The sequence below is a fragment of the Pedobacter kyungheensis genome (assembly GCF_000812965.1).
Classification (GTDB): Bacteria; Bacteroidota; Bacteroidia; order Sphingobacteriales; family Sphingobacteriaceae; genus Pedobacter; species Pedobacter kyungheensis.
Genome location: NZ_JSYN01000013.1, coordinates 62,264 through 78,103, shown reverse-complemented (window position 1 = coordinate 78,103; position 15,840 = coordinate 62,264). Strand labels below are relative to the sequence as shown.

The 15,840-nt window shown below is 38.3% G+C and carries 15 protein-coding genes; 7 read left to right on the top strand and 8 right to left on the bottom strand.

Going from position 1 to position 15,840, the window contains the following annotated elements; translation table 11 throughout:
- Positions 1–28: 28 nt before the first annotated feature.
- Entirely contained in the window at positions 29–1,597 is a 1,569-nt protein-coding gene (locus tag OC25_RS11970) for a hypothetical protein (RefSeq protein ID WP_039476264.1), read from the bottom strand.
- Between the two features lie 90 nt (positions 1,598–1,687).
- Here OC25_RS11970 and OC25_RS11965 point away from each other — a divergent pair, with 90 nt between their 5' ends.
- The 3 genes from OC25_RS11965 (at position 1,688) to OC25_RS11955 (ending at position 5,405) form a co-directional block, all read left to right on the top strand.
- Positions 1,688–2,074: a DUF423 domain-containing protein gene (locus OC25_RS11965; RefSeq protein WP_039476261.1), complete on the top strand. Its 387-nt coding sequence runs from the start codon at positions 1,688–1,690 to the stop codon at positions 2,072–2,074.
- Positions 2,074–4,554, top strand: a complete 2,481-nt coding sequence (priA, locus tag OC25_RS11960; RefSeq protein WP_039476257.1) for a replication restart helicase PriA — start codon at positions 2,074–2,076, stop codon at positions 4,552–4,554. The genes OC25_RS11965 and priA overlap by 1 nt, the downstream gene beginning before the upstream one ends.
- A gap of 194 nt (positions 4,555–4,748) precedes the next feature.
- Complete coding sequence (locus OC25_RS11955) at positions 4,749–5,405, top strand: protein-L-isoaspartate(D-aspartate) O-methyltransferase (RefSeq protein WP_039476255.1); 657 nt, start codon at positions 4,749–4,751, stop codon at positions 5,403–5,405.
- 122 nt (positions 5,406–5,527) lie between these two features.
- Here OC25_RS11955 and smpB read toward each other — a convergent pair whose 3' ends face one another.
- Positions 5,528–5,977: an SsrA-binding protein gene (smpB, locus tag OC25_RS11950; protein WP_039476253.1), complete on the bottom strand. Its 450-nt coding sequence runs from the start codon at positions 5,975–5,977 to the stop codon at positions 5,528–5,530.
- Between the two features lie 395 nt (positions 5,978–6,372).
- Between smpB and OC25_RS11940 the strand changes: the two genes are divergently transcribed.
- Positions 6,373–6,852, top strand: a complete 480-nt coding sequence (locus OC25_RS11940) for a TlpA family protein disulfide reductase (protein ID WP_052266161.1) — start codon at positions 6,373–6,375, stop codon at positions 6,850–6,852.
- A gap of 144 nt (positions 6,853–6,996) precedes the next feature.
- Here the strand turns inward: OC25_RS11940 and OC25_RS11935 are convergent, their stop codons facing one another.
- Positions 6,997–8,862, bottom strand: a complete 1,866-nt coding sequence (locus OC25_RS11935) for an Nramp family divalent metal transporter (RefSeq protein WP_039476248.1) — start codon at positions 8,860–8,862, stop codon at positions 6,997–6,999.
- On the bottom strand, positions 8,849–9,511 hold the full coding sequence (locus OC25_RS11930) for a metal-dependent transcriptional regulator (RefSeq protein ID WP_039476245.1): 663 nt from the start codon (positions 9,509–9,511) through the stop codon (positions 8,849–8,851). The genes OC25_RS11935 and OC25_RS11930 overlap by 14 nt, the downstream gene beginning before the upstream one ends.
- Before the next feature lie 127 nt (positions 9,512–9,638).
- On the opposite strand from OC25_RS11930, the gene OC25_RS11925 reads away from it, so the two are divergent.
- Positions 9,639–10,109, top strand: a complete 471-nt coding sequence (locus tag OC25_RS11925; protein ID WP_025142637.1) for an Lrp/AsnC family transcriptional regulator — start codon at positions 9,639–9,641, stop codon at positions 10,107–10,109.
- A gap of 464 nt (positions 10,110–10,573) precedes the next feature.
- On the opposite strand, the gene OC25_RS11920 is transcribed toward OC25_RS11925, so the two are convergent.
- From OC25_RS11920 to OC25_RS11905, 4 genes are all read right to left on the bottom strand, one after another.
- On the bottom strand, positions 10,574–10,978 hold the full coding sequence (locus OC25_RS11920; RefSeq protein WP_039476241.1) for a GxxExxY protein: 405 nt from the start codon (positions 10,976–10,978) through the stop codon (positions 10,574–10,576).
- A 77-nt stretch (positions 10,979–11,055) separates the two neighbouring features.
- Positions 11,056–11,715, bottom strand: coding sequence for an alpha/beta hydrolase (locus OC25_RS11915; protein ID WP_039476238.1), 660 nt, complete (start codon positions 11,713–11,715; stop codon positions 11,056–11,058).
- Positions 11,716–12,396 carry a uracil-DNA glycosylase gene (gene ung, locus OC25_RS11910; RefSeq protein WP_039476235.1) on the bottom strand — a complete coding sequence of 227 codons (681 nt, stop codon included), beginning with the start codon at positions 12,394–12,396 and terminating at the stop codon, positions 11,716–11,718.
- Positions 12,397–12,487: 91 nt separating this feature from the next.
- The gene (locus tag OC25_RS11905) at positions 12,488–13,006 is read right to left on the bottom strand and encodes a thioredoxin family protein (protein WP_039476232.1); all 519 of its coding nucleotides are present in this window, start codon (positions 13,004–13,006) and stop codon (positions 12,488–12,490) included.
- A 113-nt stretch (positions 13,007–13,119) separates the two neighbouring features.
- Here OC25_RS11905 and OC25_RS11900 point away from each other — a divergent pair, with 113 nt between their 5' ends.
- Positions 13,120–13,659 (top strand): YgaP family membrane protein, encoded by a 540-nt coding sequence (locus OC25_RS11900; protein ID WP_039476229.1) that lies wholly within the window; start codon positions 13,120–13,122, stop codon positions 13,657–13,659.
- Positions 13,660–13,774: 115 nt separating this feature from the next.
- The gene (locus tag OC25_RS11895) at positions 13,775–15,796 is read left to right on the top strand and encodes a M3 family metallopeptidase (RefSeq protein ID WP_039476226.1); all 2,022 of its coding nucleotides are present in this window, start codon (positions 13,775–13,777) and stop codon (positions 15,794–15,796) included.
- Positions 15,797–15,840 lie beyond the last annotated feature (44 nt).

The following is a 15,840-nucleotide window of genomic DNA, read 5'->3' as shown; positions in this document are numbered from 1 at the left end:
AATTAGTTCTTGGGGACGGTTCTTTTTATTAACGGTTGCTTAGTGAATCTGGTATTTCTGGTTTTAAATATTTGTTTAAGAGTAAGTTGGTAATAAATTTATCGCGATCGGCACTCATCTGATAACAAAAAGTATCGAAACTTTTTAAACCACTATCAGCCCTTAAATGTTTGTAAAAAGGTTGTTGGATGTTATCCCTGAAAATACCCGTCGAATTTTTAGTATTGATGTAATAACTCACGTTCGAAGTGTTCGAAATCTGGTTTACTGCATCTAAATATTCGGGGGTTTGGATTAAAAGCCGGTTATTTTTGTAATTGTTCAAAAATACCTGGATGGTACTGGCGTTATTGGCTACAATTAAATTATTATCAATGATGGTGTAATAGGGCCTTCCGAATTTTTTAAAAGGCTCGCCGAAATAGCTGAATAAAATATCGGCTGATTTAAAAATCTTAATGTCTTCATTGTAATCTGCACTTACTTCCAGTAGCAGCTGCCTTACTTTTTCACCATTGCTCAAGGCAATTGCACCCAGTTTTTCGGTTGTACTCAATTGAAAGGTTACAAATTGATTTTTGGTATAAGCCGGAAAAACCGTATTCAAATCAACCCTGTACTGGTCTTTAATGCGTTTGATTACGCTACCGGCTTGCTCAAAAGTTTTATTTTGCTCTTGCCAGGTGCTTAACTTTGCCGACCATTTGGTGTAATCATCAAAGGCATACAGTACATAACTGGCTGTATTATCTGGTAAAATATTTTGTATGGTCGTATTTTGTGCAGGTGTGTTTTCGAACAATTTAAGGTAATTGTTGGGGTCTTTTAACAGCGTATTTCCGTTAAACAGGATTTTTTCTTTACTGAAATTGTAACTGAGGATGGCATAACTGTTTTGTTTATCAAATACAGCAATTTCGCCATTAATATTACCGGCAATAATGCTTTTGAGCAATAGTGGGGCCTGGTTAAAGTTAATGTAAACATGTGCCAGCACATTTTTAATCTGATGATTATTTTCTTTAATAAACTCAGTAAAAGGATTTTCGCTTAAGCGGATGCTTGCATCTTTAATCAGTTTTAGCGAAGTAGATACCGTTATCACTTGGTTTTGTACCCCCATATAAACCGAAAGGCTATCATTTACTTTAATGCTGTAAATATCTTTTGAGGTTTGGCCAATTGCCTTTTTCGATTTTAACTGATCGTAAAACTTTTTAATGTCGTTTTCGGGCGAAATCTGAATGGTGATCAGAAAGTTTAAGGTCTTATTCGTATCAGGCAATACGCTAATGTAAATTTGCTGATCTTTAATGAATTTGTTGAGTGCGTTATCGTCGATAATGCTCTTTTTTAACTGGTTGAGCAGGTTCATTTTATCCTGACCCAAAACCTGTTGAATCAGTTGCTGGCCCTCCATAATGTTGTAAAAGCCCTTATCGTTCTGAAATGAAAATACCAGCGCTGCATTATTGGTGGCCGATTGCAGGGCCAAATCTTTTGCATTATTTTCTATCCCTAATCTCGAAAAATAGAGGTAAGCCATTAGGGCTACACCTAAAAATAAAGCGCTTGTTAGAATTATGATCTTTTTCATCTGCTGTGCAACAAATTTAATTTATTACATTGATTAGTGAGAAGTTCTTTGTCAATTTATTAATTTAGCGATTGCTTATAGCAAAGAACTATGAATAAACGAATAATCCTTACTGCTTCTTTTTTTGGTGTTGTTGCTGTTCTGTTGGGTGCCTTTGGCGCTCATGGCTTAAAAGCTTTGATCGATGCACCTTCACTTGAGATCTGGCAAAAAGGCGTTGATTATCAGTTTTATCACACTTTCGCACTGCTATATCTGTCTACCTTTGCACGTTACCGCAATAAACTCATCAATATTGCTTATTTCTGTTTTACTTTTGGGATTGTACTTTTTTCGGGCTCACTGTATTTACTGGCTACCCGAAGCATATCGCATTTGGGTTTTACCGAGTTTATTGGTCCGTTAACCCCAATTGGTGGACTTTTATTTGTGCTGGGATGGATAATGCTCTTTTTTGCGGCATTTAAAGATAAATAATGAATACTTACGAGAACGATATTTTTACAGAAAGAGAAACACTTTTTGTTGAAGTTATTTTGCCCTTATCTCTGGCAAAAAACTATACTTATCGTGTACCTTTTGATCTTAATGAGCAGATTGCCATCGGGAAACGCGTGGTGGTTCAATTTGGTAAGCACCGCATATATACCGCTTTAATTAGTGGCATAACCACTGTTCCGCCTACCGTTTACGAAGCCAAATATATTATTGATGTAATTGATAACGAACCTGTAATTACACCTACCCAGCTAAAATTCTGGACCTGGATGACCAATTATTACATGTGTAATGAGGGCGACGTAATGGCTGCAGCTTTGCCTGCAAGTTTAAAACTTGCCAGCGAAACCATTCTGATCCTCCGTGATGATTATGACGAAGAAACGGCGCTGACGGATAAAGAGGAAGTAATTATTGCAGCCCTTAAAAAACAGGAGAAACTGACAGTTAACGATGTTTCTAAGCTGTTGGGACAAAAGACAGTATATCCGATCATTAACCAGCTGTTAGATAAAATGCTGGTGCTCGTAGCCGAAGAGGTGGTGCAGAAATATAAACCATTGCTAAAATCGTTCGTGGTGCTGAATGATTTTTATAGTGACGAAGAAAACCTCAAACAGCTTTTTAATGTTTTAGACCGGGCACCTAAACAGTTGGATGCTTTACTGGCTTACCTTAAATTGCAAAAAACGAATTTACCCGTATCTAAAGAACAACTTTTAGAAGAAAGTAATTGCGGACCTGCGGCGTTAAAAGCCCTTACCGATAAAGATATTTTTGTGGTGATGAAGCGACCGGTTAGCCGGCTTGCAAGTCACGATGAAGCATTTAACGTTAATTTTGAGCTGAACGAAGGTCAGCAGCGTGCTTTAGCGCAGATTAATCATCACTTTGAAGAAAAAGAGGTGGTATTGTTGCATGGTGTTACCGCCTCGGGTAAAACCCAGGTATACATTAAGCTGATTGAGGAGATTATTCAAAATACCGACGGTCAGGTATTATTCCTGTTGCCTGAGATTGCTTTAACCACCCAAATTGTAGAGCGGATTAAACGTTATTTCGGCAATTCGATAGGGGTGTACCACTCTAAATTTAATAATAACGAAAGGGTCGAAATCTGGAATAAAGTAAGAACTGGTGCTTACAAGGTTGTACTTGGAGCACGTTCGGCGGTCTTTTTACCTTTTCAGCACCTGAAATTAATTGTGGTAGACGAAGAGCACGAGCCTTCTTATAAACAATATGATCCAGCACCCCGTTATCAGGCTCGGGATGCGGCCATTTACTTAGGTTATTTGCATCAGGCAAAAGTGATATTGGGCTCTGCTACACCATCACTCGAAAGTTATTACAATGCCTTACAGGGCAAATATGGTTTGGTAGAAATGAAAGAGCGTTTTGGTGGGGTACAGCTACCCAATCAGCAAGTGGTCAGCATTTCAGAGGAAACCAAGAAAAAAACAATGAGTTCGTATTTTTCGAGTGTGCTCATTAAAGATATTGATCTGGCACTTTCAAAAAAAGAACAGATTGTGCTGTTTCAGAACAGGAGGGGATATGCCACCATTCTCATTTGCGCCACCTGTGGTTATACACCTAAATGTGTAAACTGCGATGTGAGTTTAACCTACCATAAAAGCAGCGGTAAATTGCATTGCCATTATTGTGGTTATCAGCAAAGCAGCGTAAACATTTGTCCGGCCTGTGGTTCGGTGCATGTAGAGCAAAAAGGTTTCGGTACCGAACGTATTGAGGAGGAGCTGAGATTGCTGTATCCAGAGGTTACTATCGCCCGCCTGGATATGGACAGCACACGTACCAAAAATGGTCTGCAGCAAATTTTAAACGATTTTCAGGAAAAGAAAACCGATATTCTGATTGGTACACAAATGGTGGCCAAAGGATTGGATTTTGATAACCTGAGTCTGATTGGGGTAATTAATGCCGATACACTTTTAGGTTATCCCGATTTCAGGGCATATGAGCGCAGCTTTCAGTTACTGGCACAGGTTGCCGGTAGGGCAGGCAGAAGGGCTGATCAAGGTAATGTGTGCATCCAGACTTATGATGCAGACAACCGCATTATTAAGCAGGTGGTAAACAACGATTACGAAGGGATGTATAATGATGAGATTGTAGAACGCGAAAAGTTTTTATATCCGCCATTTTCAAGGATGATTTTCCTGTACATTAAACACAAAGATTCGCATGTGTTGGATCATGCTGCATTAACGCTGGCCAATATTCTTAAAGCTAAATTTGGTAAAAGGGTTTTGGGACCAGAGCAGCCATTGGTTACCCGTGTGCGTAATCTTTACATCAAGCAGATTATCATTAAGGCCGACAAGCATACTGCTATTCAGAAAGTTAAAGATGCCCTGCGCGAAACATTAACAGAGTTTAATGCCACCAAAGAATTTAAAGGCATTTTTACGCAGATTGATGTTGATCCTTACTAGGGTTAAAGAATTGAATATTGATTGATTGAATGGGTGAATATGTCTTATTCACTCATTCATGCTTTATCCGTAAAAATCAGTAATTTTATGTGGATAATGTATCCTTCTCAAACACAGGTATTCACTCGTTAATCGCAGGCTAAATTTTGTAATGCTCTTGTAACACGGTTTAAAAAGGCTAATTTTGAAACTTCATGGCGTATAAATTTGTTGATAATTATCGGGAGCGGGGAGCTAGAAAAAAATTGGTCGAGTTGTTAAGATCTCGCGGAATTGAAGATGAAAGTGTATTAAAAGCCATTGGCAAAGTACCACGTCATTTCTTTTTCGACGAAACTTTCTGGAACCAGGCTTATAAAGACATTGCTTTTCCGATTGGTGATGGTCAAACCATTTCGCAACCTTATACGGTGGCTTATCAGAGCGAATTACTGCACATCAAAAAAGACGATAAAGTGCTCGAAATTGGTACCGGATCTGGCTACCAAACCTGCATTTTAATGGAACTTGGCGCCAAGGTTTATACGATTGAAAGACAAGAGAATATTTACAACAGAACCATTCAGGTTTTACCTGGAATGGGTTATAAACCTATCTTTTATTGTGGCGATGGCTCAAAAGGTATTGCTGAACATGCGCCTTACGATAAAATAATTGTTACTGCAGGTGCGCCACTAGTGCCAGAAATCTTATTGAAACAGTTAAAAATTGGTGGAATTCTGGTTATTCCGGTAGGCGACGAGAAAACGCAGAAAATGGTAACTGTAATCCGCGTAAGTGAGACCGACTACGAAAAAATTGTATTGGATACTTTCAGGTTTGTGCCCTTGGTAGGCGACCAGGCATGGTAGGTGAGTTTGGAGTTTTTAGTTCGGAGTGTTGAGTTACAGCCCCTCAATTAAAAACTTCCAGCCATTTTTAACAACAGTTTATCTGCGCCCAGAACTCCCAACTAAATACTGCCAACTCCAAACTATCTCTTCAATGCTCTATCCAATTCGCGCTTGGTATCTCTGTCTTTAATGCTATCGCGTTTGTCGAATTCCTTTTTACCTTGTGCCAGGGCAATTTCCATTTTAGCGAAACCTCTTTCGTTAATAAAAATACGCAAAGGAACAATGGTGTAACCTTTTTCTTCTCCCTTTACTCTCAATTTTCTGAGCTCTTTCTTTTGCAGCAATAAAGCACGATCGCGTTTAATATCGTGGTGATAAAAAGAACTATGGCTGTATTCAGAAACGTGGAGGTTACGCACATACAAAATGCCACCAATAAACGTGCAGAATGCATCGGTCATATTGGCTTTCCCTTGTCTGATCGCTTTTATTTCAGTACCTAAAAGGGCAATTCCGGCTACGTATTTATCAATCAGATTGTAATCGAAATAGGCTCTTTTATTTTTTATATTGATGTCGTTTTTCAAAATTTTACAAAGTATAGGTTATTACTATAATTATACAATTGTATATAAAGTATAGTTTCGGGGTTGCAAATATCTTAAAAATTGATGTGATAATTTAATTTTTAATTGTACAGTTTAAATAAGTCAGGTTTTGGATGTGCGGCTATCCCTTTTGGCCTCTTCAGGCCCCCTGTTCCTAAGCCCGACAGCAGCGAACACGGAGTGCAACGGAGTAAAGCGGATGGCGGGGCTGCAGATGCGATGGAAAACAGACTTTCGCTTTCAAAACGTTTTACTGCTTTTTAAAACTAATTAATCAATAACGGCCATTAAAAATCTTCATCTGTTTGTAAAAGCTAACGATATATTATTATGTTCGCATTTATTCGTTTAAGTTTGGACTTTAACTATCTAAAATGAAATTCAGGAATTTACTTTTAATCTTATTACTCGCCCTTACTTTTCAGGTAAAAGCACAACAGCCTACTTTACTGCCCCAGTTTACCTTTTACAAGTTGGATGGAAAGGCCTTCTCAAACGGCGATATTAAACAGGGAAAGAAAAATCTTTTCATTTTGTTCGATTGTACCTGTGAGCACTGCCAGAGAGAAAGCAAAATACTGAATACCAATTACGCTCAGTTTAAAGACGTAAACATTTACATGATTACCATGGATGAAGGCTATATTATTCCGCAGTTTTTCAATTCGTATGCTAAAGGTTTAAATACCAAGCCAAACGTACTCGTGCTGCAGGATAAAAAACGAATGTTTATTCCAACCTTCTTACCTAAACAATATCCAGCCATGTATTTATACTCATCGGGAGGCAAGTTATTGCTATATGAGTCAGGCGATGGTGGTATTAAAAAAATGATGAAGGTAGTAGGTAAATAACCCCGGTTTTAGCCACAGATTTACACAGATAACCACAGATTTAATCGACTGGATAAACAAAGATTGATGTATCTGTGTTCATCTCCGCCTGAACGGCCGGGCAGGCTTTTTATCTGTGGTTAAATATTATTTAATTAACTAAAACTATCTGATAATCAGTACCGGTATTTTTACTTTATGCCTTACCGAATCTACGGTTGTACCGAAAATAAGGTCTTTAAGGCCTTTATGGCCATGGGCACCCATAACCAATAATTCCATTTCGTTTTCGTTACTGATATTGGCTATGGCTTTTGCTGTGCTCCCAAAACCAATATATGGCGTGGCATCATAGCCTAAATCGTTCAGGTTAGCAATATATTTATCCAGGTTTTGGGCATCGCTTTGCGTTTCGTGGTCCATTACATCCTTGCCCAGGTAGCGCGCAGCTGCAGTTTCTACCACGTGGATTAAATAATAATGCGCATCTTTTCCTCCTTGAATTAAGGCATGTCTGATGGTGTTCCTGTCGTTTTTAGAAAAATCTACTGCAATACCAATACGTTTGTAACTGATTTTTTCAATTTTACCAATATCAAGCGCGTTACCATGGGGAACAAGTTGTTTGCTTGCATTTCTTTTACTTTCAATCATCGGGTGAAAGAAAACATAGAGTAAAAGGAGTACGATTAAAATTAAAGCCGGAAGCACGATCACGTAAATCCACCAGTTATTGGCTTCTTTTGCCCAGCCGCCAACCTCTTCTATTACCAGCTTTACATTAAGAGCGATAATTGCCAATGCACTGGCCCATGCCAATACTTTTACCCAGGGTTTAATGGCAAAATCTTTCATCTGTTTCTTATCAGAGGTAAAGTGAATGAGGGGGATGATGGCAAAACCAAGCTGTAAACTTAAAACCACCTGACTCAATACCAGTAATCCTCCTAAAGCATCTTCTCCGTAATGTAAGATCGTAAAGAAAGCGGGAATAATGGCCAGTAAACGAGTAATTAACCTCCGTAACCAAGGCTGGATGCGTAAGTTGATGTGCCCCTCCATAATAATTTGTCCGGCCAGGGTTCCGGTAACGGTAGAGCTTTGTCCGGCCGCAATTAATGCTATGGCAAAGAGGGTTGGGGCTACATTACCAAAAATATTCGAAAGCAATTTATGGGCATCCTGTATTTCGGCAACTTCGTGCAATCCATTTTTGTAAAAGGCAGCAGCCGCTAAAATGAGTATGGCCGCATTGACAAAGAAAGCAAGGTTTAAGGCAACTGTAGTATCAATGAGGTTAAATTTTAAGGCTTCTTTAATACCTTTATTGCTGCGCTCTATTTTACGGGTTTGCACCAGTGAAGAATGCAAATACAGGTTGTGCGGCATTACTGTGGCGCCGATAATCCCAATGGCAATATATAAGGCATCTCCGGTTAATATGGAGGGTTCAAATCCTCTGGCAACTTCCTTTAACGATGGTTCTACAATGAACATTTCCACTAAAAAGGAAATGCCTACAATAAACACCATCGATACGATAAAGCCCTCCATGGCACGCATACCTTTATTAAGGAGGAAAAGCAATAACATGGTATCGAATATGGTAATGGAGATACCCCAGATGAGGGGCAAGCCGAAAAGGAGTTGTAAGCCAATGGCCATACCTATAATTTCGGCCAGATCGCAGGCAATGATCGCGGTTTGGGCCAATGCAAACAATGGAATGTTAGCCCAGCGGGCATAAGCTTGTTTTGATGCTTGTGCTAAATCGAGCCCCCGTACAATACCCAAACGTGCACTTAGCGATTGCAAAAGGAGTGCGATCAGGTTCGACATGAGCAAAACCCATATCAGCTGGTAGCCGAATTTACTACCACCGGCTAAATCTGTAGCCCAGTTTCCGGGGTCCATATAGCCTACGCTAATGAGGTAAGCCGGACCAATAAACGATAAAATTTTTCTCCAGCCTTTTCTTTTATCGGTATTTACGCTCTGATGAACTTCACTTAACGATTCAGTTTTTACCATTACTGCTTATTAAAATGTGTTTTGCAACTTCTCTGCTAATATTAACTTGTTTATCTGCTAGTTGGATTTCTACTGAACCGTCGAAATCGGTAATATCACTGATTTTAATTGGTATGCCCAGGGTTAGGCCAAGTTTCTCTAAATGTTTTAAAAAGGCCGAGCTATGCTGGCTAACGCCTGTTATTGTACCTGTATCGCCAACTTTCAGTTCAATTAATTTAATAAACTGGGTTTTGGCAAAGCGACCGTTTTTATCCGGAATGGGGTCGCCATGAGGATCGGCTTTTGGGAAGCCCAAAAATTCGTCGAGCCTTTCAATTAGCTCTGTCGATTTAATATGCTCTAGTTCTTCGGCTACATCGTGTACTTCGTCCCATTTAAAATTTAATTTATCAACCAGGAAAACTTCCCATAAGCGGTGTTTCCGCACAATATCTATAGCTGCATTCTTACCTGTTTCGGTTAAAGTAACCCCCTGATATTTAATATAATCTACCAAACCTTTATCTGCCAGCTTTTTTATCATATCAGTAACTGAAGCAGGTTTTGTTTGCATTTGCTCTGCAATGGCGTTTGTTTGTACGTTAGTGGTCTTCTCAGCAAGGTGATAAATGATCTTTAAATAGTTCTCCTCGGTGTAACTTTGCATTTATATTTATCTAATTTAATTTTTAGGTAAATCTAAAAATTTTTATTTAAAATATATATGATAAATTATGTTAAAATTTAGAATATAATTTGGTTATGTTTGTGTTCTCAAATACCTTTAACACTTTATGGCATCTGAATTAGATAAAATAGACTTTAAAATTTTAAGAATCCTTCAAGAGAACGGAAGAATTACCAATTTGCTACTATCACAGGAGATTGGTTTATCGCCTGCACCAACATTAGAGCGTGTTCGTAAGCTCGAAATGGCGGGATATATTAAAAGTTACCACGCTTTGGTTGATGAGGAAAAACTGGGTTTAGGGATCAAAACTTTTATTCAGATTCAGCTCGATTTTCATAAAAACAATACCATTCAGATCTTTTTGGATGAGGTAAATCAGATTAAAGAAATCACGGAGTGTCATCACGTTACTGGTCAGGCCGATTTTCTATTGAAGGTTTATGTGAAAGACATTAAGGCTTACGAAAGGTTAATTATGGATAAGATCAGTAAAATTTCGGTGGTTAAAACCTTCCAGACGATGATGATCATGTCGACGACCAAGAAGGAGCCGATTGTGCCTTTGGAATACTAAAATATTGCACCACCTGAGATATTTTAGGGCATCTAAGGGAATATAAGACCAGGTTCTACGTGTTGTTATTTGTCTGAGGTGGTAATAATTATTTAAAGGTTGTTCCTCCATGCATATTATTACACCACCTAAGACATCTTAGTGCATCTAAGGGAATATAAGACCAGGTTCTAACGTGTTCTTAGTTGTCTAAGGTGGTAATAATTATTTAAAGGTTGTTCCTCCATGCATATTATTACACCACCTAAGACACCTTAGGGCATCTGAGGAAATATAAGACCAGGTTCTAACGTGTTCTTAGTTGTCTAAGGTGGTCAGAATTATTTAAAGTTTATTCCTCCATGCATATTATTGCACCACCTAAGACACCTTAGGGCATCTAAGCAAGTATAAGATTAGGTTCTAACATGTTCTTAGTTGTCTAAGGTGGTAAGAAATGTTATTGTAATAGGAGTTGAAATAAATTAAAAGTCATACATAAACTCGCTAACAAAACTCCGCTTACCATGTTGCACAATGTTTGTTGAGTTGAAATTTATAAGTAGCCCTTTAGGTGCTTTTAATAATTTCATATAGGTTAAAATTTGTGCTTCGTGGATAGGAAGTATGCTGTCAACTGACTTAAGCTCCAATACCATACAGTTTTCAATAACTAAATCTGCCCGAAGAGAGGTGTCTAACACTACATCTTTATATGAAAGTAAAATTGAATGTTCTGCTTTAAAGCTTATACATTGCAGCTCCAATTCTCGCATTAAGCATTTTTGATAGACACTTTCCAATAAACCTGGCCCCAGTATTTTATGCACTTCTATACAGGCTCCTGTAACTTTGTATTCTAAATTGTCGAGAAAAGTTTTATTCATCATAAAAATCAAACTATTAGGTTAATAAATATTTAATGGGATGATTTTTTCTGATGACTAACTAAATATGTTGAGCCATTCTAGGGAGTAAGACGCAATACTAATTTATCAATAATTCCTGAGATTTCCTTAGCATTTTGATAAACCATAAAATGGGTTCCGTTTTGGATTATATAATCGGGCTTTGCTGTTTTGCTGTATAATATTTTATCATTTGTACCGTGAATATGGTAAATCCGTTCTGGTTTAATGTTATTTTTCCAGCCGAGTATACTGCCTATGGCCCATTTTAAAAAATAAGGATCGGTATCTTTTATAATTCTACTCAATAATATTTTCTCACTTCCTGATCGGGTACCGAAATAGTAGTTTTGGGTAAGCTTATTGGAAGATTTTAACAGTCTGGCTGGAATCAGTTTCAGGATTCCCAATTTTCCGGCGAAACGGTAAAGTCGGGGCAATTGCGTACTTAGCATTGTACTGGAAATGATAACTGTTGTGGTGGGCGCTAAAATTTTTGCAATTTCAACGGCAATCATTCCTCCAAAAGAAACGCCTATTAAAGAAAAGGGTTGGCTGGTATCTATCATCCGGCTCAACCGTTGGGCATAAGCTTCAAGTGTTTCATTTTTCTTAGGCTTTATCCAATCAATATGAATAATGTTGATCTTTTCGCTGAGCTTTAGTTTCGAAAAAATCCGCTTATCGGCGCCCAGACCGCTAATGAAATAAGCATTCATTTATAAAGGTAAATTCCAGTCAATTGGTTTCAGGTTATTTTGTACCAATAACTGATTGGCCTTCGAAAAATGTTTAGATCCGAAGAAACCATTATAAGCCGAAAAAGGCGAGGGGTGTGCTGCGGTAAGCACGTAATGTTTTTTCTGATCAATTAACGCTGCTTTTTGCTGGGCATATCTGCCCCACAACAAAAAAACTAAATGCTCACGTTTTTGCGATAAGGCTTTTATAATTTCATCTGTAAAAATCTCCCAGCCCCGGTTTTGGTGCGAGCCCGCTTCAGATGCGCGCACAGTCAAGGTTGCATTAAGGAGCAATACACCTTGTTCTGCCCAGTGTGTTAAATGGCCATGATTTGGCGCTTTAAATCCGGGTATGTCGGTTTCTAACTCCTTGTAAATATTTTTTAATGAAGGCGGTACTGCAATGCCGCGCTGTACAGAAAAGGAAAGTCCGTGAGCCTGACCAACGCCGTGGTAAGGATCCTGACCGAGAATTACCACTTTTACCTCATCAAAAGGGGTAGTATTTAGCGCGTTAAATATATCTGCACCTTTCGGATAAACAGTAGCACCTCTTTGCTTCTCTTCCTGTAAAAAAGACTTGAGTTTAATCATGTAGTCTTTTTCAAATTCTTCTTCTAATACGGCTAACCATCCCGGTTCTAATGCTGCTGACATGTTTTTGGTGTAAAATGTGTAATGTAAAATGGTTCATGGTTGATAGTGAAGTTAAGCTATCAGCTATCAATCATTATCTAACAAACCTCAACTATGGTTTCTTTTGGTAAATCGCCAATAAATCAGCTTCCAGTGTGGCTTTAGGTCCCTCAATAATTCTTCCCAATTCTTTTCCTTTTTTATCGTAAACAATAAAAGTTGGTACCCTTAAAATCTCTAAACCGTCTAATATGCCGTTTTCTGCTTTTTTGTTGCCATCGACAGCTATAAATTCTACGTTTTTTTGTTTAAAGTGTAAATCATCAAGCACTTTTAAGAAATTGGGCACATTTACTTTACTATCACCACACCAGGTGCCGAAAACAATTTTAATCTTTTCGTTTTTGATTAGTTTTTTCAGTTCGATCATGGTTGCTGCATCTGGCACATAAGCTTTATATAGCGGATCGTACATTTCCTTAAACTCGGGGAAGGTAGTAATGCCTTCGCGCGTACAGGCATTAATCAGGATATCTTTATTGTGAACCGAATCGTGGATTTTTTTATTGACTTCTTGAGCAGAAACATTCATGGCAAGTATAATTAGTGTTATAGAAAGGATGATTTTCATAGTATTGAGCTGGTTTTTTAAGTCTTTGAAATTTTTAATGAAATTATTGTTTTAAAATCTAAATTCTGCCATTTAAACACGATATTTGCAAAAAAATAATTAGAATAGAATTTATGCCAAATATTATCAGATTAATTGCGGGGTTTGCTTTATTGGGAGGTGCAATAGCTTTATTTGTTTTCGGCTTCTGGCCTTGGGGCATTGTTGCCATTTTATTGGGAATAATTGTATTGGTAACTTATTTCTTTAATGAAAACATGCTTTTGGCACAATGGTTTTTAAGAAAAGATAATATGCCTAAAGCAAAACAGTTTTTAGATCGCATTACCAATTACGAAAGTCAGTTAATTAGAGTACAACATGGTTATTATAACTTATTAATCGGTTTAATTGAAAGCAGGACTGCACCAATGAAATCGGAAAAATATTTTAAAGCTGCATTAAGCTTAGGTATGCAAATGGATCATAACGTTGCCCTGGCTAAATTGAGTTTAGCTGGTATTGCAATGGCAAAACGCAATAAACGCGAAGCAACCATGTATCTGGCCGAAGCTAAAAAGGCCGATAAAAACAAACTATTGGCCGATCAGATTAAGCAGATGAAAGATCAGATGGGGATGATGGATAAGCAGCAGCAAGTTCGTTACCGCTAAAATTTAAAAGCCATTTCTTAACCGGAATGGCTTTTTTGTTTCAATCAGGTTTTGTTTATTGAAAATTGCAGCCGATAATTTATTATTTTTATGGATACTAAACTTTTAAATATTCATGAAAAAAGTATCTTATTTACCCATGCTGACTTTTTTAACCATTTTAGGTGCCTGTAATAGCCCTAAAAACGGCGAAAGCAGTAGTGAAAGCTTTTCGTCTGCTAATCCCTTTTTTAAGGCCAGCGAACTTCCTTTTCAGGCGCCAGCATTCGATAAAATTAAAAACGGCGATTTTAAGCCCGCGCTGGAAGCTGGTATGAAGCAGCAAATGGAAGAAATCCAAAAGATTGCCGATCAACCCGAAGCGCCAAGTTTTGAAAATACCATTCTGGCGCTGGAGAAAAGCGGTCAGCTGCTGAGTCGTGTAAATATGGTTTTTACCTTGTTAACAGGTGCCAATACCAACCCCGAACTGCAAAAGGTTAAAGAGGAGGAAGCACCTAAATTAACCGCAAATACCGATGCCATTTACTTAAATACCAGGCTTTTTAAACGAGTAGAAACGCTGTTTAAGCAGAAGGATCAACTTAAACTGGATGCAGAATCTTTGCGTTTACTGGAATATTATTACCAGAAATTTGAACTGGCAGGCGCGAAATTATCTGATGCTGATAAAAATAAACTGAAAGAGCTGAATAAAGAAGAGGCTACTTTGAGCGCTAAGTTTACGGCACAGTTGCAGGCCGCAGGCAAAGGTTTAAAAAATACCACCCAACAACCCGAACTGCAATCGATGACCGATCGCGCGAAAAGAGAAGAACTTTTTAATAAATCATGGACCAGGGCAGAAAAAGGCGATGCAAATGATACCCGTAAAATCATTTCCAGAATAGCACAAATCCGTTCTACGCAGGCGGCCTTATTAGGTTTTAAAAACTATGCAGCCTGGAAATTGCAAAATCAGATGGCTAAGACACCAGAAGCGGTCGAAGATTTTTTTAGTAAGGTTATTCCGGCTGCTACTGCGAAAGCAAAAGCTGAGGCAGCAGATATACAAGCAGTAATCGATCAGCAAAAGGGTGGTTTTAAACTAGAACCCTGGGACTGGGATTTTTATGCTGAGCAGGTGCGTAAGGCAAAATACGATTTGGATGAAAATGAAGTTAAGCCTTATTTCGAATTAAATAAAGTACTTGTTAACGGCGTATTTTATGCTGCAACACAGCTTTATGGTATAACCTTTAAAGAACGTAAAGATTTACCGGTTTATCAGGAAGATGTACGTGTTTTTGATGTGATGGACAAAGATGGCAAGCAATTGGGCTTGTTTTATTGCGATTACTACAAACGCGATAACAAAGATGGTGGCGCCTGGATGGATAACCTGGTTCCACAATCTAAATTATTTGGCACCATTCCGGTAATTTACAATGTCTGCAATTTTAATAAACCTGAGGCTGGAAAGCCAGCTTTGATTAGTTTTGATGATGTAACCACCATGTTCCATGAGTTTGGGCATGGTTTGCATGGTTTATTTGCCAATCAGCAATATCCAAGCCTTTCAGGTACCAATGTTGCCCGCGATTATGTCGAATTCCCATCTCAGTTTAACGAGCACTGGGCTTCTGATCCGAAAATATTGAAAAACTATGCCCTTCACTACCAAACCGGAGCACAAATGCCACAAGCATTATTAGATAAGATTAAAAAAGCAAGCTCGTTTAACCAGGGTTATATTTTTACAGAGGCTTTGGCAGCCGCTGATTTGGATATGCAATGGCATACACTTCCGGCTGGCTCGCCTTTACAGGATGTAGATCAGTTTGAGGCCGATGCTTTAAAGAAAACAAATTTGAATTTATCTTATGTTCCACCGCGTTACCGTTCGAGTTATTTTCTACACATTTGGAGTAACGGTTATGCAGCCGGTTATTACGCCTACAGCTGGACTTCAATGCTCGAGAACGATGCTTATTCCTGGTTTCAGGAAAATGGAGGCTTAACCAGGGCCAATGGCCAACGGTTTAGGGATATGATTTTATCTAAAGGAAATACCGAAGATCTGGGTAAAATGTTTTTCAATTTCAGGGGGCATAATCCTGATATTAAGCCTATGCTTAAAAAACGTGGGTTGTTGTAAAACCGACTTATAATTCATGTTCAGGGAAGTCAGGTTTTTAAAAA

Bases quoted from the DNA above. Each gene is read 5' to 3' on its own strand.
- OC25_RS11970 (WP_039476264.1), bottom strand. From the start codon at position 1,597: ATGAAAAAGATCATAATTCTAACAAGCGCTTTATTTTTAGGTGTAGCC.
- OC25_RS11965 (WP_039476261.1), top strand. From the start codon at position 1,688: ATGAATAAACGAATAATCCTTACTGCTTCTTTTTTTGGTGTTGTTGCT.
- priA (WP_039476257.1), top strand. From the start codon at position 2,074: ATGAATACTTACGAGAACGATATTTTTACAGAAAGAGAAACACTTTTT.
- OC25_RS11955 (WP_039476255.1), top strand. From the start codon at position 4,749: ATGGCGTATAAATTTGTTGATAATTATCGGGAGCGGGGAGCTAGAAAA.
- OC25_RS11940 (WP_052266161.1), top strand. From the start codon at position 6,373: ATGAAATTCAGGAATTTACTTTTAATCTTATTACTCGCCCTTACTTTT.
- OC25_RS11935 (WP_039476248.1), bottom strand. From the start codon at position 8,862: ATGGTAAAAACTGAATCGTTAAGTGAAGTTCATCAGAGCGTAAATACC.
- OC25_RS11930 (WP_039476245.1), bottom strand. From the start codon at position 9,511: ATGCAAAGTTACACCGAGGAGAACTATTTAAAGATCATTTATCACCTT.
- OC25_RS11925 (WP_025142637.1), top strand. From the start codon at position 9,639: ATGGCATCTGAATTAGATAAAATAGACTTTAAAATTTTAAGAATCCTT.
- OC25_RS11920 (WP_039476241.1), bottom strand. From the start codon at position 10,978: ATGATGAATAAAACTTTTCTCGACAATTTAGAATACAAAGTTACAGGA.
- OC25_RS11915 (WP_039476238.1), bottom strand. From the start codon at position 11,715: ATGAATGCTTATTTCATTAGCGGTCTGGGCGCCGATAAGCGGATTTTT.
- ung (WP_039476235.1), bottom strand. From the start codon at position 12,396: ATGTCAGCAGCATTAGAACCGGGATGGTTAGCCGTATTAGAAGAAGAA.
- OC25_RS11905 (WP_039476232.1), bottom strand. From the start codon at position 13,006: ATGAAAATCATCCTTTCTATAACACTAATTATACTTGCCATGAATGTT.
- OC25_RS11900 (WP_039476229.1), top strand. From the start codon at position 13,120: ATGCCAAATATTATCAGATTAATTGCGGGGTTTGCTTTATTGGGAGGT.
- OC25_RS11895 (WP_039476226.1), top strand. From the start codon at position 13,775: ATGAAAAAAGTATCTTATTTACCCATGCTGACTTTTTTAACCATTTTA.